This window comes from Sorangium sp. So ce321 (genome assembly GCF_051530195.1).
Taxonomy (GTDB): domain Bacteria; phylum Myxococcota_A; class Polyangia; order Polyangiales; family Polyangiaceae; genus Sorangium.
Window position 1 is genome coordinate 4,328,304 of sequence record NZ_CP150329.1, and the last position, 24,651, is coordinate 4,352,954.

Consider the following 24,651-nt stretch of genomic DNA (forward strand, 5'->3'; position numbering starts at 1 on the left):
CGTTCGGGCGCCCCGCGCCGGAGGGCGGCTTTTGTGGAAGCCGCCATTCCCTCTCGACAGGAGGAATGCCGCCATGATGCTTGCCTTCGACCTCGATCGCGACGACGCCCCGCAGCGGCGAGGCCCCGCGCCGGCGGGTGGACCGGGCTGCTTCGGTGAGGCTGCCGACTACCGTGCTCAGCGGATCCTCTACGCCGCGCGCGGCTGGATCGCGGAGCAGGACGGCATCACCACCGACGGGCGCTCGCTCCTCTTGCTGCACGCCCAGCGGACGCCCCCGGAGCGGCGCGAGACGCTCGTGCGCTGCTTCGAGCGCGTGCTCCTGCACGCCCCCCGGCCGGAGCTGCCGGCGCTCGCCGCGTCGCTGCGCCAGGCGGGGCTCTCGGTGGGCGAGGGGCTCTCGGTGATGGGCGCCCCGGCCGGCGAGGTGCGCGCCGCCGTGCAGGGCCTCGGCCGGTTTCGCTCCTTCCCGGCGGGCCTCCGCCTGTCCAGGGTGTCGCCGGACGACGACGACGACGCGATCCGCTCGATCCAGGAGCTCCAGGCCGAGAGCGGCCACGCGCCGCTCCCTGGTTGGTACCTGCGCGGCGGGGAGGGACGCTCGCTGACCCTCGCGCTGCGCGACGGCAAGGGCGCGCTGGTCGGGTGTACCACCCTGTGCGTCGTGACGCGCCCGCAGGCGGTCGAGACCGGCGGGCGCGAGGCGCTCTCGCAGCTCGGGCTGCTGGGCGCCCCGCCGCTCTGGATCTCGGACGTGGGCGAGGCGCCCTCGTGGACCGGGATGCCGATCTGCACCTGCCTGCGCGAGGACTACCGCGGCCGCGGGCTCGGGGCCCCGCTCCAGGCCGCGGCGCTCGGGGAGGGGCACGAGCGCTTCGGGATCCGGTGGTTCTACGCGCTCGTCAGGGTCGGCGACGAGATCGCGAAGCGCATGAACGCGCGCTGCGGCCTCGCGCCGCACCGGGCCGAGGGGTTCGTCCTCGCCACGGCGGGCCCCTCCGAGCGGCCCCGCCGGCCGGCGCCGGTCGAGGGGCGCCGCGGCTCAGGCTGACAGCACGGGCGCAAGGATCTTCCCGAGCTCCACGGCGACCTTCTTCTGCTGCGGCACGCGCGCGCCGATCGAGGCGAGGTAGACGGTCCGGTCGCACACCGTGAGCCGCGTCGCGTAGAAGTCCTCCCCGCCGGCGACGGCATCGACGAGCTCGTCGAGCTCGGCGTAGCCGGCGACCTTGTCGGCGCAGCCGGCGCCCAGCGCCGCGAGGAGCGCGAGATCGTCGTCGCCCTCCACGCCGCCCGCGCCCCCGAGCAGCGACCCCTCCTCGCCGGCGAGGGCCACGGCGCGCGCGCCGCTCGCCTGCATGGCCAACGCCAGATAACGGCCCACCGCATCTCGAGGGCCATCGCTCGGCGTCTTCTGTTGCTTCATCGCTGTGCCTCCGGCCGCGACTCTGCCCCGCCCGGCGCGGATGCCCAAGAAATCGGCGACGGGGCGGCGAGAGGACTGCCTAGCCGAGCGACCAGAGCGACGGCGTCTCGCCCGCGAGGCGGCGGCGGATGCTCTCGAGCGCGCGCTCGTAGTAGCCGTCGCGGGCGACGACGAACTCGTCGAGCCGCACGTCGCGCGGCGCGATCTTCACGGCACCCGCGGCGTCCGGCGCCTGCATCTGCAGGCCGCTCACGCTCTCTGCCTCGCCCCGGACGAGGCGCAGCGCCGCGGCGAGCGGGAGCGACAGCAGCGCCGTGACCTCCTCCGGGTGCGGACGGAACGCCGCGAGCGGGCGGCGGGTCGTCGCGAGCAGCACGTCCTGCAGCTCGCGGTCGACGATGCCCGGCGCGTGATCGTCGACGCTGCGGCGCACGCCGAGCCGGATCACTTCGGCCGGCGAGAGCGGCAGGCCGATCTCCTCCTCCGCCTCGCGTAGCGCCTCCGCGAGATCCTCGCCGGCGCGGTAGTGCCCCGACACGGCGACCTCGAGCGCGCCGGGCCAGGTGTCCTTGTCCGGGCTGCGCTGCTGGAAGAGCACCCAGGGCTCCGCGTCGCTGCGTCGGGCGTCCGTCTCTCGCTCGAGGACAACCCACACGTGGACGCTCCGGTGCCAGTCGCCGTCACGGTGGACGAGCCTGCGCGCCTTGCGCACGCCGAGCGGCTTACCGCTGCGATCGAAGACATCGAATGGCTCGTCCCCGTCCTGCGCCGCCATGCGATCGAGCGTAGCGCAAGTCCTAAGGACGGGCGCCTATGCGACCCCTTCGGTTCCACTCCGCCGCGTGGTGCGACGCGCGAGCTCGCGGCGCCGCGCCCGAGCGGCGAGAGCCGGAGCACGGCGCCCTCATCGAGGGCGCGATGCGCGGTGCTTGGAGCACCGGGCACCGTCCGGCGTCGCGTACGACGTGCCGCTCCGCTGCGGCTCCGGGGCGCGCCGAGCGCCCTCGTCGAGCTCGCGTCCGAAAGGGACAGCGCGAGGGCTGGCGAGCGAAGCTGATGCCGATGTAGCGATCCCAGCGGGAATCGAACCCGCGTTACCGGCGTGAGAGGCCGATGTCCTAACCGCTAGACGATGGGACCTTGTTCTGTCGAGAAGGCCGGCAGCAGAGCCGAACGGCCTGGCTGGGGGACAAGGATTCGAACCTTGATAGCAAGAGCCAGAATCTTGCGTCCTGCCGTTAGACGATCCCCCAAGGGGTGAGCGCTCTGCATCAGCGCCACGGGCCGCGGAATCTACTTGGGCTGCCCGGTATGTCAAGCGATCAAAATCGTGCCCGGCGAAGAAAAGTCCTCGGGGCCGAAATTCCCGTGCGTTTCGCGCCACGCCCTTCGGCCGCCTGCGCCGCGCCGGTCCGCGTCTCCGCGTCGGTCCGCGTCGGGCGGCCGGCCCGCCCCGACGTCCCACCCACCCACGTTCGTTCTACCCCCACGTTGCGGCCGTCGCGGTCTGATTGTCGGCGCATCTTCAGAAATTCCTGTTTCGCCTCCCGGGCGCGGTGACAGCCGAAAAGTCGCGACTGCCTGCTGCGCGCCCTTGACGCGCCGGGAGCCTGATTTACTTTCGGCGCGGTTTTAGCCACCGGCCATGGAGAGTGCCAAGCAACTGTGATCCCGGGCACTTAGCTCTCGTCGCGTGGGCGGAAGGCCCCAGCGGCGGGGGATAGCGGGACCTCCGGCGAGCCGATGGTCAGTCAACCAGCCGAGGACGAGGGAGCCACCATGAAAATCAGGCCGCTGCAGGATCGGATTGTCGTCAAGCGTGTCGAGAGCGAGACGAAGACCAAGGGGGGCATCATCATCCCCGACGCCGCGAAGGAGAAGCCGATCGAGGGGCGCGTCGTCGCCGTGGGCAACGGCAAGGTCCTGAAGGACGGCAAGGTTCGCCCGCTCGAGGTGAAGGTCGGTGACAAGGTGCTGTTCGGCAAGTACAGCGGCACCGAGGTGAAGCTCGACGGCGAGGAGCACGTGCTCCTCCGCGAGGACGACGTGCTCGCCGTGACCGAGTCTGCCTCCGCCGCGACGTGAACCGGATCCACGCAACCGAACGCAAGCGTTGCAATGCGGCCGCGCGGCCGCGAGGGGATTGAGAGATGGCTGCGAAGCAGATCGTTTTTAGCCGCGGCGCCCGTGCCGCGATCCTGAAGGGCGTCAACACGCTCGCCGATGCGGTCAAGGTGACCCTCGGGCCCAAGGGGCGGAACGTCGTCATCGAGAAGAGCTGGGGCGCGCCGGTCGTCACGAAGGACGGCGTCACGGTGGCCAAGGAAGTCGAGCTCGCCGGCAAGCTCGAGAACATGGGCGCCCAGATGGTGCGCGAGGTCGCCTCGAAGACCAGCGACAAGGCGGGCGACGGCACGACGACGGCGACGGTGCTGGCGCAGGCGCTCTTCGGCGAGGGCCTCAAGCTCGTCGAGGCCGGCCACAACCCGATGGACCTGAAGCGCGGCATCGACGCGGCGGTCGCGAAGGTCATCGAGGCCGTGCAGCAGTCCGCCAAGCCGACCAAGGACAAGGACCAGATCGCCCAGGTCGCCACGGTCAGCGCCAACGGCGACAAGGAGATCGGCCAGATCCTCGCCGACGCCATGGAGAAGGTCGGCAAGGAGGGCGTGATCACGGTCGAGGAGAACAAGCGCATGACGACGGAGCTCGAGACCGTCGACGGCATGCAGTTCGACCGCGGCTACCTCTCGCCCTACTTCGTGACCGATCCCGAGAAGATGACCGCGGTGCTCACGAACCCGCTCATCCTCGTGCACGAGAAGAAGATCTCGGCCATGGCCGACCTCCTGCCGCTGCTCGAGCAGGTGGTGAAGCAGGGGCGCGAGCTGCTCATCCTCTCCGAGGACGTCGAGGGCGAGGCGCTCGCCACGCTCGTCGTGAACAAGCTGCGCGGCACCATCAAGGTCGCCGCCGTCAAGGCGCCCGGCTTCGGCGACCGCCGCAAGGACATGCTGAAGGACATCGCCATCCTCACGGGGGCGACGCCGTTCATGGAGGACCTCGGGCAGAAGCTCGAGAGCGCCACCGTGCGCGACCTCGGGACCGCCAAGCGCGTCGAGATCGACAAGGACAACACCGTCATCGTCGACGGCCAGGGCGAGAAGAGCGCGATCAAGGGCCGCATCGAGGCGATCCGCAAGCAGATCGCGGACACGACGAGCGACTACGATCGCGAGAAGCTCCAGGAGCGGCTCGCGAAGCTCGCCGGCGGCGTCGCGGTGGTGAAGGTCGGCGCGGCGACCGAGGTCGAGATGAAGGAGAAGAAGGCGCGCGTCGAGGACGCGCTGCACGCGACCCGCGCGGCCGTCGAGGAGGGCATCGTGGTCGGCGGCGGCGTGGCCCTGCTCCGGGCGGCCTCCGTGCTCGACTCGCTCAAGTTCAACGACGAGCGCGACGCCGGCGTGCGGCTCGTGCGGCGCGCCATCGAGGCGCCGGTCCGCCAGATCGCCCAGAACGCGGGCGTCGACGGGACGGTGGTCGTGGAGAAGGTCCGGTCGGGCGCGGCCACGTTCGGCTACAACGCCGCGACGGACACGTACGAGGACCTGCTCGCGGGCGGCGTCATCGACCCGGCCAAGGTCGTGCGCCACGCGCTCTCCAACGCGGCCAGCGTCGCGGCGCTGATGCTCACGACCGAGGCCCTCATCGCCGACAAGCCCAAGAAGGAGAAGGCCGCGGCCGGCGGGGCCCCCGGCGGCATGGGCGGCATGGGGGGTATGGGCGGCATGGGCGGCATGGGCGGCATGGGCGGCATGGGCGGCATGGGCGACTTCGACATGGGTTGACCGCCTGCCGTCGTCGTCCACGCCGCGCGCGGCCGCCGCTCCTGGGTGGCGCCGGCGCCGTCGGCGTGAGCGCGCCGCTGCCGAGCAGCGGGCCGAGGGGTCCTCCAAAGCATGTTCGCTTGGAGGGCCCCTCGCGTTTTGTGAGGTCGAGAGCTTTTGCCTGGGTTTTTGACCCGCGGTCGCGCACGGCGCTAGACTCTCGGGCAATGTCGGAGTCGTCGTTCGCCCGCAATGGCCGCGAGTCCCTGCCGGGCGAAGTGCTCTCCCCCCGCTGCCTCGCGCTCGGGTCGCGTCGGCTCCAGGCCATGCTGCAGCGCGACGCCGAGATCGCGTTCGGCGGAGAGAGCTGAGCCGGTGGAGCTGCGCGTCATCGGCTGCCACGGCGGGGAGACTCCCAGGCATCGCACGTGCGCGTTCGTCGTGGACGAGGTCCTTGCGATCGACGCCGGCTCGCTGACGAGCGGGCTCGAGGTGAAGGAGCAGGAGCGGCTCGAGGCGTGCCTCGTGAGCCACGCGCACCTCGATCACATCCGCGATCTGGCCACGATCGCCGACAACCGCTGCCAGCTCGGGTCCCCGCCGCTCGTGATCGCGGGCACGCGCGAGACGCTGCGGACGCTCAAGAAGCACTTCTTCAACGGCGTGCTGTGGCCTGATTTCGCGGTGATCCCGACCCCGGCGCAGCCGACCATCCAGTACCTCGAGCTCAAGCCGGAGCGCCCCACGATGGTCGCCGGGCGGCTCGTGCGCGCGGTCCAGGTGACGCACACGATCGACGCATCGGCGTTCGTGATCGAGGGGAGCGGCGGCGCCATCGCGTACAGCGGCGACACAGGGCCGACCGACCGGCTGTGGGAGGTGCTGAACCAGCAGCAGGACCTACGCGCGCTGCTCATGGAGGTCAGCTTCCCGGATCGGGAGCAGCGGCTCGCCACGGTGAGCGGCCACCACACGCCGCAGACGCTCGCGCTCGAGCTCCAGAAGTACCGCGCGCCGAAGGACCTGCCGACGATGCTCTACCACATCAAGCCGGTCTTCCAGGCCGAGGTGGAGCGGGAGTGCGCCGCGCTGAAGGGGCTGAACCTGGAGGTCCTTCAGCTCATGGACCACTTCGTCCTGTAACCGGCGCGTCGGTCGCGGGCTGGACGTCGCGCGGCGCGGGGGCCCCGCCGAGCTCGCCTGAGCCGTCGCTCCCCCGGCTTCGCCGGAGGAGCGGGGGCAAACGGGCTCAGACGTCGGCCCTCCCCGCGCCGCGCGACGGACGGGCTCTCCTCGGGCCTACAGCCTGCCGAGAGAAGCCTCCCCGTGCAGCGAGAGAAGCCTCCCCGTGCAGGACGACTCGAGCGCCCACGCGGCGGCGAGACCCTCGCGCGGCGCGCGCGGCGGGCCTCGACCAGGCCGCGGCGGAGCTAGCGGCTCTCCTGCGTGGGCTCGTCGTTGAAGGTGCGCTTGCCGTCGGGGACCTCTTCGACGCGCGCGAGGACGACCGTGATGTTGTCGGTGCCGCCGAAGTAGTTCGCCCGATCGATGAGCGCCTTGCACGCCGCGTCCAGCGAGCCGCTGGACATCACGAGCTCGAGGATCTGATCGTCGGTCACCATCCCGGACAGGCCGTCCGAGCAGAGCAGGTACACGTCACCGTGGCGCGTCTCGTCCGTCACGAGATCGACGAGGACGTCCTCGCGGATGCCGAGCGCGCGCGTGATGACGTTCGCCGGCAGCTGCCGGACCTCCTCCTCGGTCATCCACGGCGCCATGTGCGCCGCGTCGCTGACGAGCGAGTGGTCGCGCGTGAGCTGCGTGATCTGGCTGTCGCGCAGGCGATAGCAGCGGCTGTCCCCGACGTGGCCCACGGTCACGTGCTCGGCGTCCTTGGAGAACATCGCCGCCACGATCGTCGTGCCCATGCCGAAGTCCGCGAGCGTCTTCAGCGAGCGATCGAAGATGCGCCGGTTCGCCAGCCTGAGGCCGGTGACGACGTAGTTCTCCTCCTCCGTGAGGTTCGGATCGGCGGGGAACGGCCACGTCGCGTCCCTCCCGACCGTCACGGACAGGAAGTCCGAGAGCGTGCTCACAGCAAGCTGGCTCGCAACGTCGCCCGAGCGGTGTCCGCCCATGCCATCCGCCACGGCCACGACACGGTACTCCTCGCTGACGAGGAGGTTGTCCTCATTGTGGTCCCGGAGGAGCCCGGTATCCGTCATCCCGGCAAACCGGGTCCGCAACATGGGCAGAGAGTAGACGCGGAGCAGGGGGGCAGCGCAAGTTCAAGGCGAGGGCAAAGCTGAAATCCTGGGCCGGATCTCCCACAGCAGCCGCTTCGCGCCCGCAAGAAGCGGCCGGTCGGGGGGCTACAGACCATCCCGGAGGCGCCCGCTCGCCGCGCGCACTTTGCTCTTGAAAGATGAGAGGGGACGTGGGTTTCCCCGCCGCGCGCGCCCGGACGAGGGCGCGCCGCGCGCTTCGGACGCCTTGAACCGCAGGACGCGCGGCGCCCGCGTGCGCGCTCCGTCGGGCGAGCGCGCGGGCGTCGGGCTGCGCGGTCGGGCGAGCGCGCCTCGAGGCGGCAAGCGCGCGCTCAGAGCCAGCTCTCGCCGATCGCAACCTCGAGCTCGGCCGCGATCGTCTCGGCGGCGCGCACGCCGCACGCCTGCGCCTCCTCGAAGAGCGCCATCCCCGGCTGATCGACGTGCGCCCACGCGACGCGCTCGGCGAGCGCGCAGGGCGGCTCGAACGGCCGCGCGCCGAGGAAGCCGGGGCGCGGGCGCGGCATCGCGTGGCCCCAGATCATCACGTCCATCCGCTCGACGTCGTCGCGCAGGTGCGGGTGCGCCGGCGCGAGATCGCGCAGCACGCCGTCGGCGAGCGACGCCCACGGCGCGCCGAGCAGCGCCGCGCGCGCGGCGGCGACGTCGGGCCCGCCAAAGGCGCGGTAGTAGGTAAGCACCGTGCGCTGCACCGGCGTCGCGAGGCGCGACCGCTGCGTCGTCGCCGCCGCGAGATCGGTGAGCTGGTGGCGCGCGTCCACGTAGCCGAGCCCTTCGGCGCCGTAGAGGACGGAATCCCACGCGTGATTGGGGTCGATGGGCCGCTCGACGTGCAGGTTCGCCACGAGCCACGCCGATGCGGTCCGCTCCGGCAGCTCGCCCGACGCGCCGCCCGCGAGGAGCCGGCGCACGACGAACGCGGGCGCCGCGAGGATCGCCGCGCGCGCCTCGACGCGGCGCGCCTCGCCGCGCTGCACGTCGATGTAGCCGACCTCGACGCCGCCCTCCGGCCGCGAGCGCACCGACGTGACGAGCGCGCCCAGCGACACGCGCGGCGCCGCGCGCTCGAGCAGCGCCTTCACGAGCCGGCCGTTGCCCTCGGGCCAGATGAGGTAGTGGCTGCCCGCGAGCTCCGGCGTGCGCACCTTGCGCCCCGCGAAGTAGTGCAGCCCCGCCCAGGCCGAGATCTCCTCCGGCTCGCCGCCGAAGTCGTCGAGCATCGCGTAGCGCACGTACCAGCGCAGGAAGGGCGTGCTGTACCCCTCGCGGTCGAGCCACGCCGCCATGCTCATCCGGTCGAGCTCGAGGAGCTCGGGATCGCGCGACGAGCGAGCGAGCGGGATCTGGAACGCCGCGCGCCCGTCCCGGCCGGTGAGCTCGGTGAGCTCCTCCTCGAGCGCGTGGAACCGCTCGAGCTCCTCGAGCGCGTCGGCCGGGAGCGCGTCGACAGGCGCGAGGCCGGCGTGCCACGCGCCCTCGTAGAACAGCCGCTCGCCCGGCGCGTGGCAGAGCCTGCGCGGATCGAACGTGGGGCGCCCGGCCGCGTCCCAGCCGGTGACGACGCCCATCTGCTCGAGCAGCCGCAGCGTCGCGCGCGCCTCGACGTTCGGCGCCGCGAGGTAGTGCGCGCCCCACGGGTACGGCACGACGCCGTCCTCGCCCCACGCGCTCGTGCCGCCGGGCCGCGGCTCGAGCTCGAGCACCCGCAGATCCAGCCCGGCGCCGGCGAGCCGCCACGCGGCCGACAGCCCGCTCACCCCGCCGCCGACGATGACGACGTCCGCGCGCTCCGCGGGGCCGGACGTGGTCATCGTCGGCGCGCGCGGCGTGCCGCCGCGGAGCAGGTGGCCCGCGCCGTGCGCCGCGCCGACGACCTCGCCGGCGAGCGGCGGCCGCCCCGGGGCGGCCGTGTGCACGAGCCAGCCCGCGGCGACGGAGCTCAGGAAGCCGCGGCGGTTCACGAGATCACCGCGACCACTCCGCCCACTCGCGCGTGTACACGGAGACGAGCTTCTGGTCGTTCAGCCGGTTCACCGGCGCCTCGACGCGGCCGAGGTCGCGCGGGAACCGGAAGAGCTCCGGCAGGCCGCTCGAGTCGAGGTAGCGGAGCCGCGACGGATCGATCCGGAGGGCGCCGGGCGCGGAGAGCCCCTCGCCGCCGGCCAGGATGAAGCCCCACTCGCCGAAGCTCGGCACGTAGACGTGCAGCGGCGCCGTCTCGAAGCCGGCCGCCTCGAGCGTGGTCACGACGCACCAGAACGACTCGCGCGCGTAGTGGGGCGACGTCGCCTGGACGACGGCGAGCCCGCGCACGGAGATCCGCTGCCGGAGCAGGTGGTAGAAGGCGTCCGTGTACAGCTTGCCGACGGCGTAGTTGCCCGGGTCCGGGAAGTCGACGATCGCGAGGTCGAACGACTCGGTCGACTCCTCGAGGTACTTGAACGCGTCCTCGTTGCGGACGACGACGCGCGGATCGCGGAGCGAGCCCCCGTTCAGGTCGGCGGCGAGCGGCAGGTCGCGGAAGGCGCCGGTGACCGCGGCGTCGAGATCGACGAGCAGGATCTGCTCCACCGACGGGTAGCGGAGCAGCTCGCGCGCGGCGAGCCCGTCGCCGCCGCCGAGGATCAGCGCGCGCCGCGGATCGCGCCCCAGCGCGGCGACGGCCGGGTGCACGAGCACCTCGTGGTAGCGGTGCTCGTCGTCCGACGAGAACTGGAGGTTGCCGTTCAGGAAGAGGCGCGTCGTGCGCGGGCCCCTCGTGACGACGATGCGCTGGTACGGCGACTGCGCCGCGTAGACGATGGGCGCCCCGAAGTAGAGCGCCTCCGAGCGCTCGACGAAGCGCGAGACGAGCGCGAAGGCCACCCCGAGCCCCGCGAGCACGATCACGCAGAGCGCCCGCAGCCGGACGACGACCGCGCGCTCGAGCGGGAAGAGGAACGTGCTCGTGAGCGCGACCGCCGCGTTGAGCAGGCCGAAGAAGAGGCTCGTCTGGTGGATCCCGAGGCGGGGCAGCAAGATCGAGGGGAAGAGCAGGCTCGCGGCGAGGGCGCCGATGTAGTCGAGCGTGAGCACCCGCGCGACGAGCCGCTTGAGGTCCAGGGAGAAGTTGAGCAGCCGGATGAGCAGCGGGATCTCGAGCCCCACGAGCACGCCGATGAGCAGCACCAGCGAGTAGAGGAGCGCGCGGAACGCCCCGAGCGCGGTGTAGACGCGGAAGAGCATCGGCGCGGAGAGCCCGCCGACCAGCGCGAGGCCGAGCTCGATCTCGACGAAGCGCTCCAGCAGGCGGCTCTCGATGTACTGCGAGAGGTACGAGCCGATCCCCATCGCGAACAGGTAGAGGCCGATGACGAAGCTGAACTGCGTCACCGAGTCGCCGAGGACGTAGCTCGCGAGCGTGCCGGTGATGAGCTCGTAGATGAGCCCCGACGTGGCGATGACGAACACGCTCGCGAGGAGCGCCGGGTGCACGAGCCGGGGCAGCGGCTGCGCCGCCGGGGCGTCTCCGCGAGGCGCGCCGTCGGCTCCCGTCGAGCTCTCCGTGGTGGCCGGCATCGGCGCGGTCCTAGCACCGCTCGTGCTGGACCACAGCCTCCTCCGACGCGCCTCCGCGCGTGGGGACGAGGGAAGAGACAAGGAAAGAGACAAGGGAAGAGACGAGGGGAGACGAGGGGAGACGAGGGAAGACAAGCCCAGCCAGCGGTCGAAACGCTTCTTCTTCCCTGGCCTTCGCTTCTAGTATGGTGCTCGCGTGAGCACGCCCTTCGACCGAGCAGCCGCGTGCCCCTCGTGCGGCGCGCCGATCACGTTTCGCTTCGCGGGCGCGATGGCGCAGGTGTGCAAGCACTGCAAGTTCGTCGTCGCCCGCACCGACAGGGACCTCCGCGCCGTCGGGCGCGTCGCCGACCTCGTCGAGATCCCGACGCCCCTGCAGGTCGGGGTCACCGGGCGCTGGGGCAACGAGCCGTTCGTCGTCGACGGGCGCGTGCAGCTCGATCGCGCCGGCGCGCCCGGCGCGCCCTGGCAGGAGATCTTCATCGCGTTCCCGAGCAGCGGCCGGTGGACGTGGGTCGCCTTCGCCCAGGGGCGCTGGTACGCGACGAGCGAGGCGCCGCTCCCGCTGAACGGGCTGCCGCAGTGGACCTCGCTCCAGCCCGGCGGCCGCGTCCACCTCGAGGGGCACGGGATGTTCACCGTCGTCGAGGTCGGCCGCCGGCGCGTCATCTCGGCCGAAGGTGAGATGCCATACGTCGCCCCGCCGGGCGTGGTGACCGGGTTCGTCGACATCGCGGGGCCGCGGGGCGAGTTCGGGACGATCGACTACGGCGACGGCCGGGGCATCCCGTCGAAGCTCTACCTGGGACGGCAGATCGATCCGGCCGAGCTGCGGCTCGACTCCGGCGCGCCCGTGGACCAGCCCGCGGCGCAGGTGACGGCCGTGGCGTGCCCCAACTGCGGCGGCAACCTGCCGCTCGCCGCCCCTGGCACCACGGAGCGCATCGTCTGCCGGTACTGCGGCACCGCGAGCGACCTCACGAAGGGCGCCCTCGTCGCGCTCGGCCAGGTCCCCCGGCCGCCGGTCGAGCCGTATGTCCCCCTCGGCGCCGAGGGCCAGCTCCGCGGCATGCGCGTGCTCTGCATCGGCTTCGTCATCCGCGGCTGCACGGTGGAGGGCGAGCGCTACCGCTGGCGGGAGTACCTGCTCTACGGCGGGCCGAGCGTCGGCTACCTGTGGCTCATGGAGGAGGACGGCGCGTGGCAGCTCGTGACGCCGCTCTCGCCCGGCGAGGTCCAGCCGATGGGCGGGACCGCGAGCTACAAGGGGCAGACGTACTCGTTCAAGCAGCGCGTCAACGCCGAGGTCGAGTACGTCGTCGGCGAGTTCTACTGGAAGGTCGAGATCGGCGAGGCGGTCCAGGCCACGGAGTACCAGGGCCCCGACGGCAAGATCAGCATCGAGCAGGCCCCGACCGAGGTCAGCGTGTCGTTCTGCTCGCCGCTGCCGGGCAAGGAGCTCGCCGCCGCCTTCAGCCTGTCGCCGCCGCCGCGCGCCGCGGCGGGCGGCGGGGGGGGCTCGGGCGGCGGCTCGGTCCTCCTCCTCATCGTCATCGTGATCATCGTCCTCATCCTCCTCGTCGCGTTCAGCGACTGCGGTGGGGGCGGCGGCTCCGGCGGCATCATCTTCGTCCCGAGCGGCGGCAGTCCGAGCTTCGGCGGCGGGAAGTAATCCAGCTTCACTGCCCGATTCGGCTGGATGTGAATCGAGCGACGTCGCTCCGGCGCGCGTGACGCGATCCGGCTGATGTCGAGTCGACCAGCGACGGGGTTGGACGTGTTCATGTCCACCTCCGCGGCGGGCGCGACCCACGCCCGGCGGAACGGTCGGATTCGGGCAATCGATGGTCGGTTTCGGGTACCGCTCACCGCCGGTCGGCCATAGCGGTCGAATGATTTCAACAGGTTACGCGCTGGTCGACGGCGGCCCGTGACGTGCAATGTGACGCCCGAAGCCGGCACGGACCGGTGACGGAGGTCCATGCAAACCGTGAATTCGGTCGACCCGCACGCACAGCTGCGGGCGCTCTACATCTCCCTGCTCCGGAACCAGGAGCATTTCGACGAGTTCAAGCAGCTGCTCGCGCTCTACATCGTCGCGCCCGAGGCCGACGAGGAGCCGGCGGATGCGGCCAGTGTCCGCGCGCTGCTCAATTGCCGCATCCGCTCCTGGATCGGCGGCTTCTTCGACGGGCTGAGCGCCGCCCAGGTGCTCCAGTGGCGCGCGATCGTGGTCGAGGAGCGCATCAACGTGTGCCTGTCGCCCTGGAAGGAGTCGAACGGCTATTGATGCTACGGCGAAGGAGACAGGCGGGGATCCACCGCCATCGGCGTACGTCCCACCGGCGCGGCTCCGCCCCGGTGCCATCTACCGTCGCCCGCGCCGCGCGCAGGCGCGGCGGGGCAGCGTGCCTGGCGACGGAGGTGCCTGCGCATGGATGAGGCGCTCTGGGTGGACGAGCTCTACAACGCGTTCTGCCGGACGCTCCCCGGAATGCTGCACGCCGACGCGCAGGGGCTGGCCTACACGCTCGGCCTGTCGCCGTCGCGCGACGTGCCCTGGAGCGCCGTTTTCAGCAACGAGATCACCCTGGCCGCGCCCGCGCTGCTCGCGGAGGCCATGCCGGGGGTCCGGGGGGCCACGGTGCAGGACGCCCTCCTGGCGCACCTCCTGGCCGTCATCGAGGCGTTTGGCACCGACCGCATCCAGGACGCGCAGGTCCGCCCGACCTGGCAGCTCGAGGCCATCCTGGCCCACGCGCGGCGGGCGCGCGACGAGGCGCTCCGCCGCGTCGCGCCCGGCGTCGACGACCCGGCCATCGACTTCGCCCGCGCGGACGACGCCACGCTGCTCGCCATCGAGACCGAGCGCAGCCTGCTCGCGAGCGGCGAGCCCGCCGGCTTCAGCCGCTACTACGCGCTCTCCCTCGCCAAGCAGAGCGTCGGCTTCCCGGCGTCGATCGCCCTGGCGCACGCCGCCGGCTGGACGGCCGCGCAGCGCGAGGTGCTGGCGCGGCTGCTCTCGTCGGTGTGGCTCGGGCTGCAGCTCCACGACGACGTGATGGACTGGCAGGATGACTACCAGCGAGGCGGCGCCTGGGCCGTGGTCCTGGCCTCGGAGCTCCGATCGCGCGCGCACGGCGAGCCGGACGAGCCGCACGCCGACAGGCGGGAGCGCGGCCCCGGGGCGCACAACCGCCTCGCGGCCGCGTACGGGCCGCTCGGCACGCCGCCCTGGGGCATCGCCGCGACCCCGAAAGGGAAGAGCGAGCCGCCGGCGTCCAGCGCGCCATCGTCCCTGATCCCCGTCCGCAGCATGGTCCTCGACTCCGGCGTGCTCGGGGCGATGCTCGACGGCGAGCGCCGGTGCTTCCGCGCCGCGCGCCGGCGCGCCGCCGTCCTCGGCGCCCGCCGCGTGGCCGCCTGGGCGGAGGGGAGGGAAGCGCAGGCGCACGAGCTCGCGCGGTGCGAGGCCGAGAGCCCCGGGTTCGCCAACCGCGCCCACGCGCTCAACGCCTGGGCGAAGGCCGTGCTGGCATGAGCCGGGGCCGCGGCGCGGCCACCCGAGGGAGCCCCGCGGAGGAGGGGGCCGCGCGCCCGCTGCGCGGCGACCCGCGCCCTCCGCCGGAAGCACCTGCCGCGCCGCGGGAGGCGCCGGGCGTCCCGCTCGCGGCGCGTCCGCCGCGCCGGCCGTGGGATTTCGGGTATGCCCCGGTCGCGACCGCGGCCGGCGACGACGACGGCGGCCCCCTCGACGTCGTCGTCGCTGCGCGCTGCCCGGTGGCGCCCGACGCCGTGGCCGCGGCGCTGTCGGCGCGCTGGCCCGAGGTTCAGGTGGAGCGGGTCCTCGAGCGGGCGCCCCTCTTCTGGCTCCGCGTCCGGTCGCCCAGCCACGGGCGGCGCGCCGAGGTCGCCGCGGCGCTCTGGGCCGCGGCGATCCCGGTGCGCTATGTCGCCTCGGCCCTGCGGCCGAGCGCCGCCGTCGCCCCGGGCTTCGTCGCAGCCACGCACGCCGCGGCGCGGCCCGACAGGTGGCCCACGCGCCGCGCGTCGCCGGGGGACGATCCCGAGACGCCCGGCCGCTGGTTCCTGCGGGCCGAGGACGGCGGCCTCGGCGTCGACCGCCGCCGCTGCGGGCGTGGCGCTGGGATGCGCCTCGGGGTCATCGACGACGACGCCCGGGCAGCCGACGAGCTCGGCCTCGACCACGAGGTGCTCGTCACGCTCGAGCACCCGCCGCGCAGCCAGGCGCACGGCGTGTTCATGGTGGCGTGGGCCGTCGGGAGCCTCCTTCCCGGCGGCTTCCGCGGCGTCGCGCCGGAAGCCTCGCCGCGGCTCTACCTGATCCCGAAGCCGGGCTCGAGCGTCCTGGCCCTCCCGCTCGCGATCGTCCAGGCGGTCAGCGACGGCGCCGACGTCGTGGTCTGCGCCACGTACATCGAAGGCTCGACGACGCCCATGCTGGACGACGCGATCGAGTTCGCCGCCCGCCTCGGGCGCCGCGGGCGAGGCTGCCCGATCGTGTTCCCGACCGGCCGCGAGGCGTCGAGCCCACCCGAGTCGCTGCACGCGAGCTTCTCGCTAGGGCTCGGCGAGCCCGCGAGCGACCCGCGGGTGTTCTGCGTCGGCCCGAGCGCCCGCGGTGAGGGCTGGTTCCTCTGGCGGGACCGCCGGGGGCGCAGCCGCCCCTTCGCCAACCGAGGTCCCGCGGTGCGGTGGCTCGCGCCCGGCGACGATCTCTCCTGCCCGCTCCCGTCGGCGCCGGGCGCAGGGACCGCGTCCGAGCGGCTCTACCACGCCGAGTCGAGCGGGGCCTCCGCCCTCGCCGCGGGCGTCCTGCTGCTCGTCCTGTCGCAGAACCCCGCGCTGCGCCTGCCCGAGCTCGATGGGCTCATCACGCGCACGCTCGCCCCGGTCCCCCCTGCGGCGCCCGCGTCGGCCGCGCCGTTCGCCGATCCATGGGATGTCCTCCCCGACGCGCGCGATCGGGACGGGCACAACGCCAAGCACGGCTACGGGCGCATCGACGCGGGCCGGGCCTGCCTCGCCGCCGGCGATCCGATCGCGCTGGCGCTGCTGTTCATCGGCGAGGACGACGCCGCGCGCGCCTGGCACGACGCCCGCGCGACGCGGCCGCTCGCCCGCGGCCTGTACTCGCGCCGCCTCGCGCGCTGGGCTGTCCGTGCGCTGCTCGCCGACCCGAGCCTCTGCCACGGCGTCTGCGCGCTCGCTCGCCACGCCCGCCTCACCGCGAGCGACCCTCGGCGCCGGCGCGCCCATGGCGCGGGCGCGGTGCTGCGGCAGCTCTCGATCCTCGTCCGCGGCCTCGCCGGGAGCCGCCCTGCGCCGGCGCCCCCGCGGCGCGTACGGGGCGAGCTCACCGCCCTGCTCGACCGGCTGGAGCGATCGACGAGCGACGCCGCCGCTGTCGAGGCGATCGAGGCGCAATTCAGTGTTTTTTCCTACGTTGTGTTCGCCGAGCCCGCGGCGCCTCGTGCGCGGGATGAATGATGGATCGACCAAGGCGTTGCCCAGGCGCGCCGCGGGGACACACCCGGGGGGAGTGAGCCCCCCTCATCTCCGCCGCGAAACGTAATCAGCCTCGCGAAGAGCGCCGCAGGGACGCACCCGGGGGGCGGGGAGGGCGGCGCCGCGTCTCCGGCGCGCGAGCCCCGTTGGTTCACCAGGGGTTCCAGCGTATCGTGAGTGGCTCGGGGCGCAATTTGCGCGCCGCCGTGTCTCCCGATGCCAGCTATCGAGAATCGGCGTTGGCTCCTTGCGGTGGTCGTCATCGCGGCGCTCGTTCTGGGCGGCTTCGGGATGAGGAGCGCCCTCAGCTGGTATGAACGCCCGTTTCCCGGCGTCCTCCTCGATCCGGACGGCGTTGTCTCGAGCGTCGGTCTGCCGTCCTGGGAAGGGTTCCAGAAGGGCCTCCGGTATCCGGATCGCGTCATCGCGGTCAACGGCTGGCGCCTCGAGAGCACGGCGGGGCGCTACCGCGCCAGCACCTGGGACGCCGCGGTCGAGCAGGCCGCGCGCGAGGGGCGGCGCACGGTGCACGCGCGCGTCGAGACGCGGGACGGGCTGCGCGACGTCGACCTCACCCTCGTCCCCTTCGACCCGCTCGCCTGGTGGTTCTTCGCCGCCGGCCTCATGGTCGTCGCCTCGCTCTACGTGGGCGCCGCGCTCATCGCGCTCACCGCGAGCCCGCGCGGCAAGCTCGCCCGCGCCTTCGCGGGCACCGCGCTGCTCTGCGCGCTCTTCCAGTTCACGCTGTTCGACTACCACAGCTCGCGCGACCTGGTTCCGTACTTTCACGTCGCCTATGCGCTCGTCCCGACGCGCTTCTTCATCCTCGCGCTGCGGCTGCCGGACGACGTCCCGCTCATCGCGCGCTACCCCAGCTGCGCCCGGATCACGGGGGCGCTCGGCGGGCTGCTCGCCGCCAGCCTGCTCGCCTGGCACGCCATGGGCTGGACCACCGTCGCGCTCCGGAACGTCTGCGGGCTGCTGTTCGTCGCGTCGTTCTTCTTCTTCGCGACCACCCTCGTCATCCGCTTCGCCATGGCGGAGGGGGATCGCCGCCGCACGCTGCGCGCGCTGCTGCTCGCGATGGCGCCGCCCCACATCGCGATCGGGCTCGGCTTCATGCTGGCCATCCTCAGCGTCTCGGCGTCGACGCTCATGTGGTTCGCGGTCCCGGCGCTCGCCCTCACGCCGGTCTCGAGCGTCGTCGCGGCCATCCGCTACGACCTGTGGGGGAGCCGCGCGCTCCTCTCGCGGCCGCTCACGCGCATCATCATCGCCGGCATGATGGTCGCGCTCACGGTGATCGTCTGCTCCGCCACCGCGGGCTACGCCGGGCTGCCGCTGATCGGCGCGCTCAAGGTCGCCGCGCCCGCCGCGGTCGTCAGCGCGGGGCTCGTCGTGTTCGCCCTCGGCGCCAGCGACCGGACGCTCTTCCCGGCGCGCGCGGAGTACAAGCCCACCATCGAGCAGCTCAGCGAGGAGCTGACGCTCGTCATCGACCCCGAGGAGGTCGCGACCGCGGTCGAGCGCACCGTGGCGCGCTGGCTGCCCTGCGAGTGGGTCACCTTCCGCCGCGTCACGGTCGACGCGGCCGACGCCGCGGGCGCAGGCGCCGCGGGCAGCGCCGGCGGCGAGGCGGCCCCGAGCGGTGAGACGGGCGCCGAGCGGATCATCGGGCTCGGCCCGCCCGAGGTGAGCGTGAGCGAGCTGTCGCTGACGGTCATGTTCCGCGGCCGGCTGCTCGGCGTCCTCGAGGTGGGCAAGAAGCGCGGCGGCGCCCTGTTCACGAGCGAGGACCTCGACCTGCTCCGCACCATCGGCAACCAGGCCGCGCTCGCCCTGGCGCACGCCCACAGCTACGCCGAGCTGGAGCGGCAGCGGCGCGAGCAGGCCGCCGCGTGGCGCGACGAGCGCGCGGCGCTCATCGAGACGCTCGCGGCCGAGATCACCCACGAGGTGCGGTACCCGATCAACTTCTTCCGCTCCGTGTTCCAGCGCGGGCCGAGCAACCACAGCCTCGACGCCGAGGAGGTCGAGATCGGCTGCGAGGAGGTCGAGCGCCTCGAGCGCCTCGTGATGGGGCTGCGCCGGGTGACGCACCGGAAGCTCGAGCGCCGCCGCCTCTCGGTCGAGGAGCTCGTGAGCCGGGCGGAGATGCTCCTGCGCGATCAGCTCGGCAAGCGGCGGATCGAGGCGCGGGTGAGCGCGACCCCGAAGCTCCGCTGCGACCCCGATCAGGCGACGCAGGTGCTCGTCAACCTGCTCTCGAACGGCCTCGACGCGGCCGGCGACAGGGGCACGATCGGCGTCATCTGGGCGCCGAAGGAGAGCGGCGCCGAGCTCATCGTGTGGGACACGGGGCCGGGCATCGCGGGCGAGACGTCGCGGATCTTCGCCCCGTGGTACACGACGAAGCCGTGCGGGACCGGGCTCGGGCTCGCCATCACGCACCGCATCGTCCGCGCGCACGGGTGGACCATCGACGCGGAGCGGCGCGACGGCGCGACGCGGTTCGTGATCTCGATCCCGGCCGCCGACGTCTCCAAGACTGCAGAGGAAGAGGTCGCGTGAAGATCCTGGTCGTCGATGATCAGCGGAGCGGCCGCCGCACGCTGCGGCAGATCCTGACCGCGCTCGACGAGGTCGAGGTGCTGGAGGCGGTCGGCCTGGACGACGCGCTCGCGGCCGTGGAGCGGAGCGCGCCGGACCTCCTGCTGCTCGACGTGCGCCTCTCGGACGACCCGCGCGACCGCGGCGGCCTGGAGATCCTGCGGCGGGTGCGGGCCTCGGGGCGCAGCACGCCGGCGGTGATGGTCACGTCGGTGAGCGAGCTCTCCGAGATCCGGGAGGCCATGCGGCTCGGGGCCCAGGACTACGTGCTGAAGGACGAGCTCTGCCCGGAGATGCTGCTGCCGATCGTCGAGGGGCAGCGCGAGCGGCTGCTCCTCAAGGGCGAGGTGGTGCGGCTCCGCGAGCGGGTCGACCGCACGTTCGGCACGAAGGCGCTGCTCGGCTCGTCCGCGGCGATGGAGCGCGTGCGCCGGATCATCGAGCGCGTCGCGGAGTCGAGCAAGACGGTGCTCATCCGGGGCGAGACAGGCAGCGGCAAGGAGATGGTCGCCCGCGCGCTGCACGAGATGAGCTCGCGGCGCGGCGAGCCGTTCGTGGCGGTCAACTGCTCGGCGCTGCCGGGGACGCTCATCGAGTCGCTCATCTTCGGCCACGAGCGCGGCGCCTTCACCGGCGCCGAGAAGCGCATGCGCGGCCAGCTCGAGCTCGCGGGCGCCGGCACCATCCTGCTCGACGAGATCGCCGAGATGCCCGGCGAGCTCCAGGCGAAGCTCCTCCGCGTCCTCGAGGACCGCCGCTTCCGCCCGCTCGGCGCCGAGTCGGAGATCCCGCTGCGCGCACGCGTGCTCGCCGCGACCCACGTCGACCTGGAGAAGCGCATCCACGAGGGGCGCTTCCGGGAGGACCTCTTCTACCGGCTCAACGTCGTCACCGTGCACGTCCCGTCGCTGGCCGAGCGCGACGCCGATCTCCTCGAGCTCCTGCTCGCGTTCACCGCGGAGCTCCCGCGCAAGCTCCGCTACACCGACGACGCGATCGCGTGGCTGGTCCGGCGGCCCTGGCCCGGCAACGTGCGGGAGCTCCGGAACGTCGTCGAGCGGCTGGCGCTGCTCGCGGACGACGATCTCATCGACGTCCCCACGCTCGAGGAGCTCGCGCGCGAGCGGCCGGTCATCGACGCCACCGCGGAGATCGACCGGCTGGCCCGCGCGCTGCTCGCGCTGCCCGAGCGGCTCGGGTCGAAGCTGCGCGTGATCGAGCGCGCGGTGCTGCACCACGCGATCGAGAGCTGCGGCGGCAACAAGGCGGCCGCGGCGCGGCTCATCGGGGTCGACCGGAAGATGCTCGAGCGGCGCTGGGACAGGCACACTGGCGAGGAGCCGCCGAGCAGCCGGCGGCTGACGCCGGCGAACGCGACGCGCTACCTCGGGGAGGAGCCGCCGAGCAGCCGGCGGCTGACGCCGGCGAACGCGACGCGCTACCTCGGGGAGGAGCCGCCGAGCAGCCGGCGGCTGACGCCGGCGCACGCGACGCGCTACCTCGGGGAGGAGCCGCCGAGCAGCCGCCGCTTCACGCTGCCGTCGGATCCGGACGACACCTGAGCGGTGGCGCGCGGCGGCTCACGGTCGGAGCGCGCGCGGGCCGCGCGTGGACGCTACTTCCTGCCGATGCCCGTGTAGGTGAAGCCCATGCCGCGGAGCTCGTCGGGCTCCCAGACGTTGCGCCCGTCGAAGAGCGCCGGGGAGCTCAGGATGCGCTTCAGCCGGTGGAAGTCGGGGCGCCGGTACTCGTGCCACTCGGTGACGACGACCAGCGCGTCCGCGCCCTCGGCCGCGCCGTACATGTTGTCGCTCAGGAGGATGCGGTTGCCGTAGATCGCGCGCACGTTCGGCATCGCCTGCGGGTCGTGCGCCTGCACCGTCGCGCCCCCCTCGAGCAGCGCGTCGATGAGCGTGAGCGCGGGCGCCTCGCGGATGTCGTCGGTCTGCGGCTTGAACGCGAGCCCCCAGACCGCGACCGTCTTGCCCTTCAGCGCGCCGTCGAAGTGGGCGCTCACCTTGCTCGCGAGCAGCCGCTTCTGCCGCGCGTTGATCCGCTCCGTCGCGCGGACGATCTCCAGGTCGTGCCCCACCGTGCTCGCTGTGTGGAGGATGGCCGAGAGGTCCTTGGGGAAGCACGACCCGCCGAACCCCGGGCCGGCGAAGAGGAACTTCGTGCCGATGCGGGGGTCGGACCCGACGCCCTTGCGCACGAGCTCGATGTCTGCGCCGACCTTCTCCGCGAGCACGGCGAGGTCGTTCATGAACGAGATGCGCGACGCGAGCAGGGCGTTGGCCGCGTACTTGGTGAGCTCGGCCGAGCGGGCGTCCATGAGCTGGATGCGGTCGCTCGCCCGGACGAACGGGTTGTACAGGTGGCGCAGGATCTCGCGCGCCTTCGGGTCGTCCGAGCCGATGATCACGCGGTCCGGCTTCATGAAGTCGTTCACCGCGTCGCCCTCCTTGAGGAACTCCGGGTTCGACGCGACGGCGAACGCCTGGGAGGTGTGCGCGCTGATGATCTGCCGGAGCCGGTCCGCCGTCCCGACAGGGACCGTGCTCTTCGTGGCGATCACCTTGAAATTGTTCAGGTTCTTGCCGATCGTCTCGCCGACGGCCTCGACGGCGGAGAGGTCGGCGGAGCCGTCGTCGGCCTGCGGCGTCCCGACGGCGATGAAGACGATCTCGGCGTCGCGGATGGCGCCGGCCACGTCCGTGGAGAACCGGAGCCTGCCGTCGCGCGTGTTCTTCGCGATCAGCACGTCGAGGCCGGGCTCGTAGATCGGCATCTCTCCGCGCTTCAGCATCTCGATCTTTGCAGCGGACACGTCGACGCACGCCACGTCGTTCCCGAAATCCGCGAAACCTGCGCCGGCCACCAGGCCGACATACCCTGTTCCAACGACGGCAAGCTGCATGGGCGGGATCTACCACGACTCCGCTGCTGTTCGAGCCGGCAGTCGCGCGAAGTGTGGCCTGCGATCGACAGGTCCCGCGCCTGCAGTATGCGCGTCGAGCACCCGGCGGCCGCGCCCCGGGGCCGGGGCCGCGGCCGGGCCGCGGGGAGCTTGACGCGCCGGGGGCCGCGTGGCTCAGGGGTGTACGAACACCACCGTTCCGGTGAGCGAGCGCGCCGCGCCGTGCCAGCCCGGCGGGACGGCGGGCTCGGTCCAGAAGAAGAGGCGGCGCGCGTCCTCCGGAGACAGGTTGATGCAGCCGTGGCTCTTCGGGCGGCCGAACTTGTCGTGCCAGTAGGCGCCGTGCAGCGCATACCCGTCCTCGAAGTACTGCACGTAGGGGACGTCGCGCAGCTCGAACTCCTCGCCCACCGCGTCCGAGTCCATGGTGATGGAGATGTACTTCGTGTGAATCCGGAAGATTCCGCGCTTGGTCGCGGTGGTGGACTCGTGGTCCTCGAGCCCGGCCTCGCCGCTCGAGATGAGCGTGGCGTAGACGGGCTTCGTGCCCTCGTAGGCGACGAGCACCTGCTTCGTGAGGTTGACGTCGAGCCACTTCTCGCCGTTCTTGCCCCAGGCCGGCATCTTCTTCGCGGGGTCGATGCGGCCGGCGTGGCGGTCGTCGACCCAGTCGCCGTCCTTCGTCTCGTAGTGGAGCTTTCCGCCGAAGAACTGCTGTTTCCCTGTCAGGGGCACGGCCGAGCGCCACTCGAGCTCACCGCCCTCGACGAGCTTCTTGCCCTCCACGCGCCACCGCTTGCCGCCGGCGCGTCGCACGAGCGCGAAGGGGAAGTCGATGTCCTTGCCGATCTCGACGCCGTGGAAGTCCGACCCGCGGATGGGGCGGAAGCGATCGGCGGGGACGACCCGGAGGTCGGTGGTGACGTTGTAGCGCCGGCCCTCGTGGAGGAAGGACTCGATGAACGCCATGCCGTTGCGCCGCGAGACCTCGTCGATCTTCACGGCGTCCGCGGTCTTGATCAGGCCGGAGAGGTTGGGGGCGCGCCGGCCGTCGCGCAGGAACCAGGGGACGTCGCGGTCGGTGATGCGCTGCGCGAGCGCGTCGAGCGCGGGCGGCGCGGGCTCGGTGCGCCACTTGAGCCAGACGTCGAGGCCGTAGGTGGCGCCGCTCTGCTCGTCCTTGGCCCAGCGGTCGAGGTGCTTCTTGAGGCTGGGCTCGTACCGCGCGAGGTCGTCCTCGGTGGGGATGCGCGCGTAGGCGGGGCCGCCGCGCGTCACGGTGCCGTACATGTACGGGAGCTTCTGGGTGACGTCGGGGCGGCGGGCCGTGGCGCGGACGATCTCGTGATCGAGGTCGAGGGTCGCGTCGGGGCCGATGCAGACGTAGCCGAACGGCTTGATCTTGCGGAAGCCCCCGGGGCAGCCGGCCGTGCCGGCGGGCTCGGGATCCATCTCCACGACCGCCCCGGCGCGCAGGAAGCCGACGCGCTTGGCGTCGATGCTGGGCCTGGCGTAGACGCGCGTGAGCATCGCGATGCTGGCGAGCCGCGGGCTGCCCTCGGGGGGCGGCTGGGGCGGGGTGGCGACGCCGGAGAGCGAGACGATGGGCGGGCCCACGGGCTGGCCGGGCGGGGGCTCGTCCTCGGCCGCGGCGGGGGCGGCGGGGGACGCGGAGGCGGCGGCGGAGGGCGAGGCGCCCGCGGGGCGCTGGCCATCGCCGGCGCCCTGGTGCTCGGCCGGCGAGTCGGGCGCGCTGCCTCCGTTGCCGCAGCCCGGGAGGAGCGCGGCGAGGGCGAGGAGGGCGAGGGCATGGCGGCTCGCCGCGAGCGGGGCTGCGGCGCGCGTTCGGGGCGGCGTGTCCATGGCCGGGCGACCGTAATGCACAGGAGGGGGAGGCAGGCCAGTTTTCGGCGGGTCCGGTGGCCCTGTAACCGAGCTTCTCCGAGGCCGCCAGGAGTCGCCATCATGCCGTCGATCGAACACCGCACCTGCCCCGTCGTGAGCAACGACGAGCTCAATGAGCTCTTCGCCGCCTCCTGGCCTGCGCATGAGCCGACCGATTTTGAGCGGAAGCACGCGCACAGCCTCGCCTTCGTGTGCGCGTTCGCCGACGGGCGCCTGATCGGCTACGTCAACCTGGCGTGGGACGGCGGCATCCACGCCTTCGTGCTGGACACGACGGTGCACCCGGCGCACCGGCGCCGCGGGGTCGGGCGCGAGCTCGTCTCGGGCGCGGCCGCCGTGGCGCGCGAGCGCGGCATGCAGTGGCTTCACGTGGATTTCGAGCCGCACCTCGCCGGCTTCTACCGGGGCTGCGGCTTCGCGCCGACCGAGGCCGGTCTGATGAAGCTCGGGGGATGAGCGACCCCGAGCGTCGGCGCTCCCCTGCGGGCGGGCTCCGGAGGCCGTTCGGCAGGGACTCGGATCGACCGCACCCCCCTCGTGAGGGGGCGCGGGCCGGTCGCGATGTGCCGGCGCGGGCGTCAGCGTCCTTCC

19 protein-coding genes and 2 tRNA genes are annotated in these 24,651 nt (G+C 72.8%); 12 read left to right on the forward strand and 9 right to left on the reverse strand.

Annotated features, from left to right (window positions below; translation table 11 throughout):
* Positions 1 to 73: 73 nt before the first annotated feature.
* The gene (locus WME89_RS16590; protein WP_438010116.1) at positions 74 to 1,051 is read left to right on the forward strand and encodes a hypothetical protein; all 978 of its coding nucleotides are present in this window, start codon (positions 74 to 76) and stop codon (positions 1,049 to 1,051) included.
* Here the strand turns inward: WME89_RS16590 and WME89_RS16595 are convergent.
* The 4 genes from WME89_RS16595 to WME89_RS16610 form a co-directional block, all read right to left on the reverse strand.
* A complete protein-coding gene (locus tag WME89_RS16595) occupies positions 1,043 to 1,426 on the reverse strand; it encodes a hypothetical protein (RefSeq protein WP_437666103.1) in 384 nt (127 codons plus the stop codon). The genes WME89_RS16590 and WME89_RS16595 overlap by 9 nt on opposite strands.
* 79 nt (positions 1,427 to 1,505) lie before the next feature.
* Positions 1,506 to 2,201, reverse strand: a complete 696-nt coding sequence (locus tag WME89_RS16600; RefSeq protein WP_438010117.1) for an NUDIX hydrolase — start codon at positions 2,199 to 2,201, stop codon at positions 1,506 to 1,508.
* A gap of 293 nt (positions 2,202 to 2,494) precedes the next feature.
* Positions 2,495 to 2,566 (reverse strand) — tRNA-Glu (locus WME89_RS16605).
* A 39-nt stretch (positions 2,567 to 2,605) separates the two neighbouring features.
* Positions 2,606 to 2,679: transfer RNA gene (locus WME89_RS16610), tRNA-Gln, on the reverse strand.
* Between the two features lie 526 nt (positions 2,680 to 3,205).
* Here WME89_RS16610 and groES point away from each other — a divergent pair.
* The 4 genes from groES (at position 3,206) to WME89_RS16630 (ending at position 6,396) form a co-directional block, all read left to right on the forward strand.
* Positions 3,206 to 3,511 (forward strand): co-chaperone GroES, encoded by a 306-nt coding sequence (groES, locus tag WME89_RS16615; RefSeq protein ID WP_436617414.1) that lies wholly within the window; start codon positions 3,206 to 3,208, stop codon positions 3,509 to 3,511.
* A gap of 65 nt (positions 3,512 to 3,576) precedes the next feature.
* Positions 3,577 to 5,274, forward strand: coding sequence for a chaperonin GroEL (groL, locus tag WME89_RS16620; protein WP_438010118.1), 1,698 nt, complete (start codon positions 3,577 to 3,579; stop codon positions 5,272 to 5,274).
* A gap of 206 nt (positions 5,275 to 5,480) precedes the next feature.
* Entirely contained in the window at positions 5,481 to 5,624 is a 144-nt protein-coding gene (locus tag WME89_RS16625; protein ID WP_438010119.1) for a hypothetical protein, read from the forward strand.
* A 4-nt stretch (positions 5,625 to 5,628) separates the two neighbouring features.
* Positions 5,629 to 6,396, forward strand: coding sequence for an MBL fold metallo-hydrolase (locus WME89_RS16630; RefSeq protein ID WP_438010120.1), 768 nt, complete (start codon positions 5,629 to 5,631; stop codon positions 6,394 to 6,396).
* Between the two features lie 287 nt (positions 6,397 to 6,683).
* On the opposite strand, the gene WME89_RS16635 is transcribed toward WME89_RS16630, so the two are convergent.
* From WME89_RS16635 to WME89_RS16645, 3 genes are all read right to left on the reverse strand, one after another.
* Positions 6,684 to 7,502, reverse strand: a complete 819-nt coding sequence (locus WME89_RS16635) for a PP2C family protein-serine/threonine phosphatase (protein WP_436617418.1) — start codon at positions 7,500 to 7,502, stop codon at positions 6,684 to 6,686.
* Positions 7,503 to 7,852: 350 nt separating this feature from the next.
* Positions 7,853 to 9,502 (reverse strand): FAD-dependent oxidoreductase, encoded by a 1,650-nt coding sequence (locus WME89_RS16640; protein ID WP_438010121.1) that lies wholly within the window; start codon positions 9,500 to 9,502, stop codon positions 7,853 to 7,855.
* Between the two features lie 4 nt (positions 9,503 to 9,506).
* Positions 9,507 to 11,099: a polyamine aminopropyltransferase gene (locus tag WME89_RS16645; RefSeq protein ID WP_438010122.1), complete on the reverse strand. Its 1,593-nt coding sequence runs from the start codon at positions 11,097 to 11,099 to the stop codon at positions 9,507 to 9,509.
* A gap of 196 nt (positions 11,100 to 11,295) precedes the next feature.
* Here WME89_RS16645 and WME89_RS16650 point away from each other — a divergent pair, with 196 nt between their 5' ends.
* The 6 genes from WME89_RS16650 to WME89_RS16675 all read left to right on the forward strand — a co-directional run bounded on the left by WME89_RS16650 (position 11,296) and on the right by WME89_RS16675 (position 20,800).
* A complete protein-coding gene (locus WME89_RS16650; RefSeq protein ID WP_438010123.1) occupies positions 11,296 to 12,771 on the forward strand; it encodes a DUF4178 domain-containing protein in 1,476 nt (491 codons plus the stop codon).
* A gap of 309 nt (positions 12,772 to 13,080) precedes the next feature.
* Positions 13,081 to 13,389 carry a hypothetical protein gene (locus WME89_RS16655; RefSeq protein ID WP_438010124.1) on the forward strand — a complete coding sequence of 103 codons (309 nt, stop codon included), beginning with the start codon at positions 13,081 to 13,083 and terminating at the stop codon, positions 13,387 to 13,389.
* A gap of 144 nt (positions 13,390 to 13,533) precedes the next feature.
* A complete protein-coding gene (locus WME89_RS16660; RefSeq protein WP_438010125.1) occupies positions 13,534 to 14,640 on the forward strand; it encodes a hypothetical protein in 1,107 nt (368 codons plus the stop codon).
* Positions 14,637 to 16,610 carry a hypothetical protein gene (locus tag WME89_RS16665; protein ID WP_438010126.1) on the forward strand — a complete coding sequence of 658 codons (1,974 nt, stop codon included), beginning with the start codon at positions 14,637 to 14,639 and terminating at the stop codon, positions 16,608 to 16,610. The genes WME89_RS16660 and WME89_RS16665 overlap by 4 nt, the downstream gene beginning before the upstream one ends.
* A gap of 270 nt (positions 16,611 to 16,880) precedes the next feature.
* The gene (locus WME89_RS16670; RefSeq protein WP_438010127.1) at positions 16,881 to 19,199 is read left to right on the forward strand and encodes an ATP-binding protein; all 2,319 of its coding nucleotides are present in this window, start codon (positions 16,881 to 16,883) and stop codon (positions 19,197 to 19,199) included.
* Positions 19,196 to 20,800: a sigma-54-dependent transcriptional regulator gene (locus tag WME89_RS16675; protein ID WP_438010128.1), complete on the forward strand. Its 1,605-nt coding sequence runs from the start codon at positions 19,196 to 19,198 to the stop codon at positions 20,798 to 20,800. The genes WME89_RS16670 and WME89_RS16675 overlap by 4 nt, the downstream gene beginning before the upstream one ends.
* A gap of 53 nt (positions 20,801 to 20,853) precedes the next feature.
* Here the strand turns inward: WME89_RS16675 and WME89_RS16680 are convergent, their stop codons facing one another.
* The gene (locus WME89_RS16680; RefSeq protein ID WP_438010129.1) at positions 20,854 to 22,155 is read right to left on the reverse strand and encodes a UDP-glucose dehydrogenase family protein; all 1,302 of its coding nucleotides are present in this window, start codon (positions 22,153 to 22,155) and stop codon (positions 20,854 to 20,856) included.
* Between the two features lie 174 nt (positions 22,156 to 22,329).
* Positions 22,330 to 24,018, reverse strand: coding sequence for a L,D-transpeptidase (locus tag WME89_RS16685; protein ID WP_438010130.1), 1,689 nt, complete (start codon positions 24,016 to 24,018; stop codon positions 22,330 to 22,332).
* A 102-nt stretch (positions 24,019 to 24,120) separates the two neighbouring features.
* On the opposite strand from WME89_RS16685, the gene WME89_RS16690 reads away from it, so the two are divergent.
* Positions 24,121 to 24,516 (forward strand): GNAT family N-acetyltransferase, encoded by a 396-nt coding sequence (locus tag WME89_RS16690; protein WP_438010131.1) that lies wholly within the window; start codon positions 24,121 to 24,123, stop codon positions 24,514 to 24,516.
* Positions 24,517 to 24,651: the final 135 nt, after the last annotated feature.

Bases quoted from the DNA above. Each gene is read 5' to 3' on its own strand.
- WME89_RS16645 (WP_438010122.1), bottom strand. From the start codon at position 11,099: ATGCCGGCCACCACGGAGAGCTCGACGGGAGCCGACGGCGCGCCTCGC.
- WME89_RS16625 (WP_438010119.1), top strand. From the start codon at position 5,481: ATGTCGGAGTCGTCGTTCGCCCGCAATGGCCGCGAGTCCCTGCCGGGC.
- WME89_RS16690 (WP_438010131.1), top strand. From the start codon at position 24,121: ATGCCGTCGATCGAACACCGCACCTGCCCCGTCGTGAGCAACGACGAG.
- WME89_RS16660 (WP_438010125.1), top strand. From the start codon at position 13,534: ATGGATGAGGCGCTCTGGGTGGACGAGCTCTACAACGCGTTCTGCCGG.
- WME89_RS16685 (WP_438010130.1), bottom strand. From the start codon at position 24,018: ATGGACACGCCGCCCCGAACGCGCGCCGCAGCCCCGCTCGCGGCGAGC.
- WME89_RS16635 (WP_436617418.1), bottom strand. From the start codon at position 7,502: ATGTTGCGGACCCGGTTTGCCGGGATGACGGATACCGGGCTCCTCCGG.
- WME89_RS16680 (WP_438010129.1), bottom strand. From the start codon at position 22,155: ATGCAGCTTGCCGTCGTTGGAACAGGGTATGTCGGCCTGGTGGCCGGC.
- groL (WP_438010118.1), top strand. From the start codon at position 3,577: ATGGCTGCGAAGCAGATCGTTTTTAGCCGCGGCGCCCGTGCCGCGATC.
- groES (WP_436617414.1), top strand. From the start codon at position 3,206: ATGAAAATCAGGCCGCTGCAGGATCGGATTGTCGTCAAGCGTGTCGAG.
- WME89_RS16665 (WP_438010126.1), top strand. From the start codon at position 14,637: ATGAGCCGGGGCCGCGGCGCGGCCACCCGAGGGAGCCCCGCGGAGGAG.
- WME89_RS16600 (WP_438010117.1), bottom strand. From the start codon at position 2,201: ATGGCGGCGCAGGACGGGGACGAGCCATTCGATGTCTTCGATCGCAGC.
- WME89_RS16590 (WP_438010116.1), top strand. From the start codon at position 74: ATGATGCTTGCCTTCGACCTCGATCGCGACGACGCCCCGCAGCGGCGA.
- WME89_RS16655 (WP_438010124.1), top strand. From the start codon at position 13,081: ATGCAAACCGTGAATTCGGTCGACCCGCACGCACAGCTGCGGGCGCTC.
- WME89_RS16595 (WP_437666103.1), bottom strand. From the start codon at position 1,426: ATGAAGCAACAGAAGACGCCGAGCGATGGCCCTCGAGATGCGGTGGGC.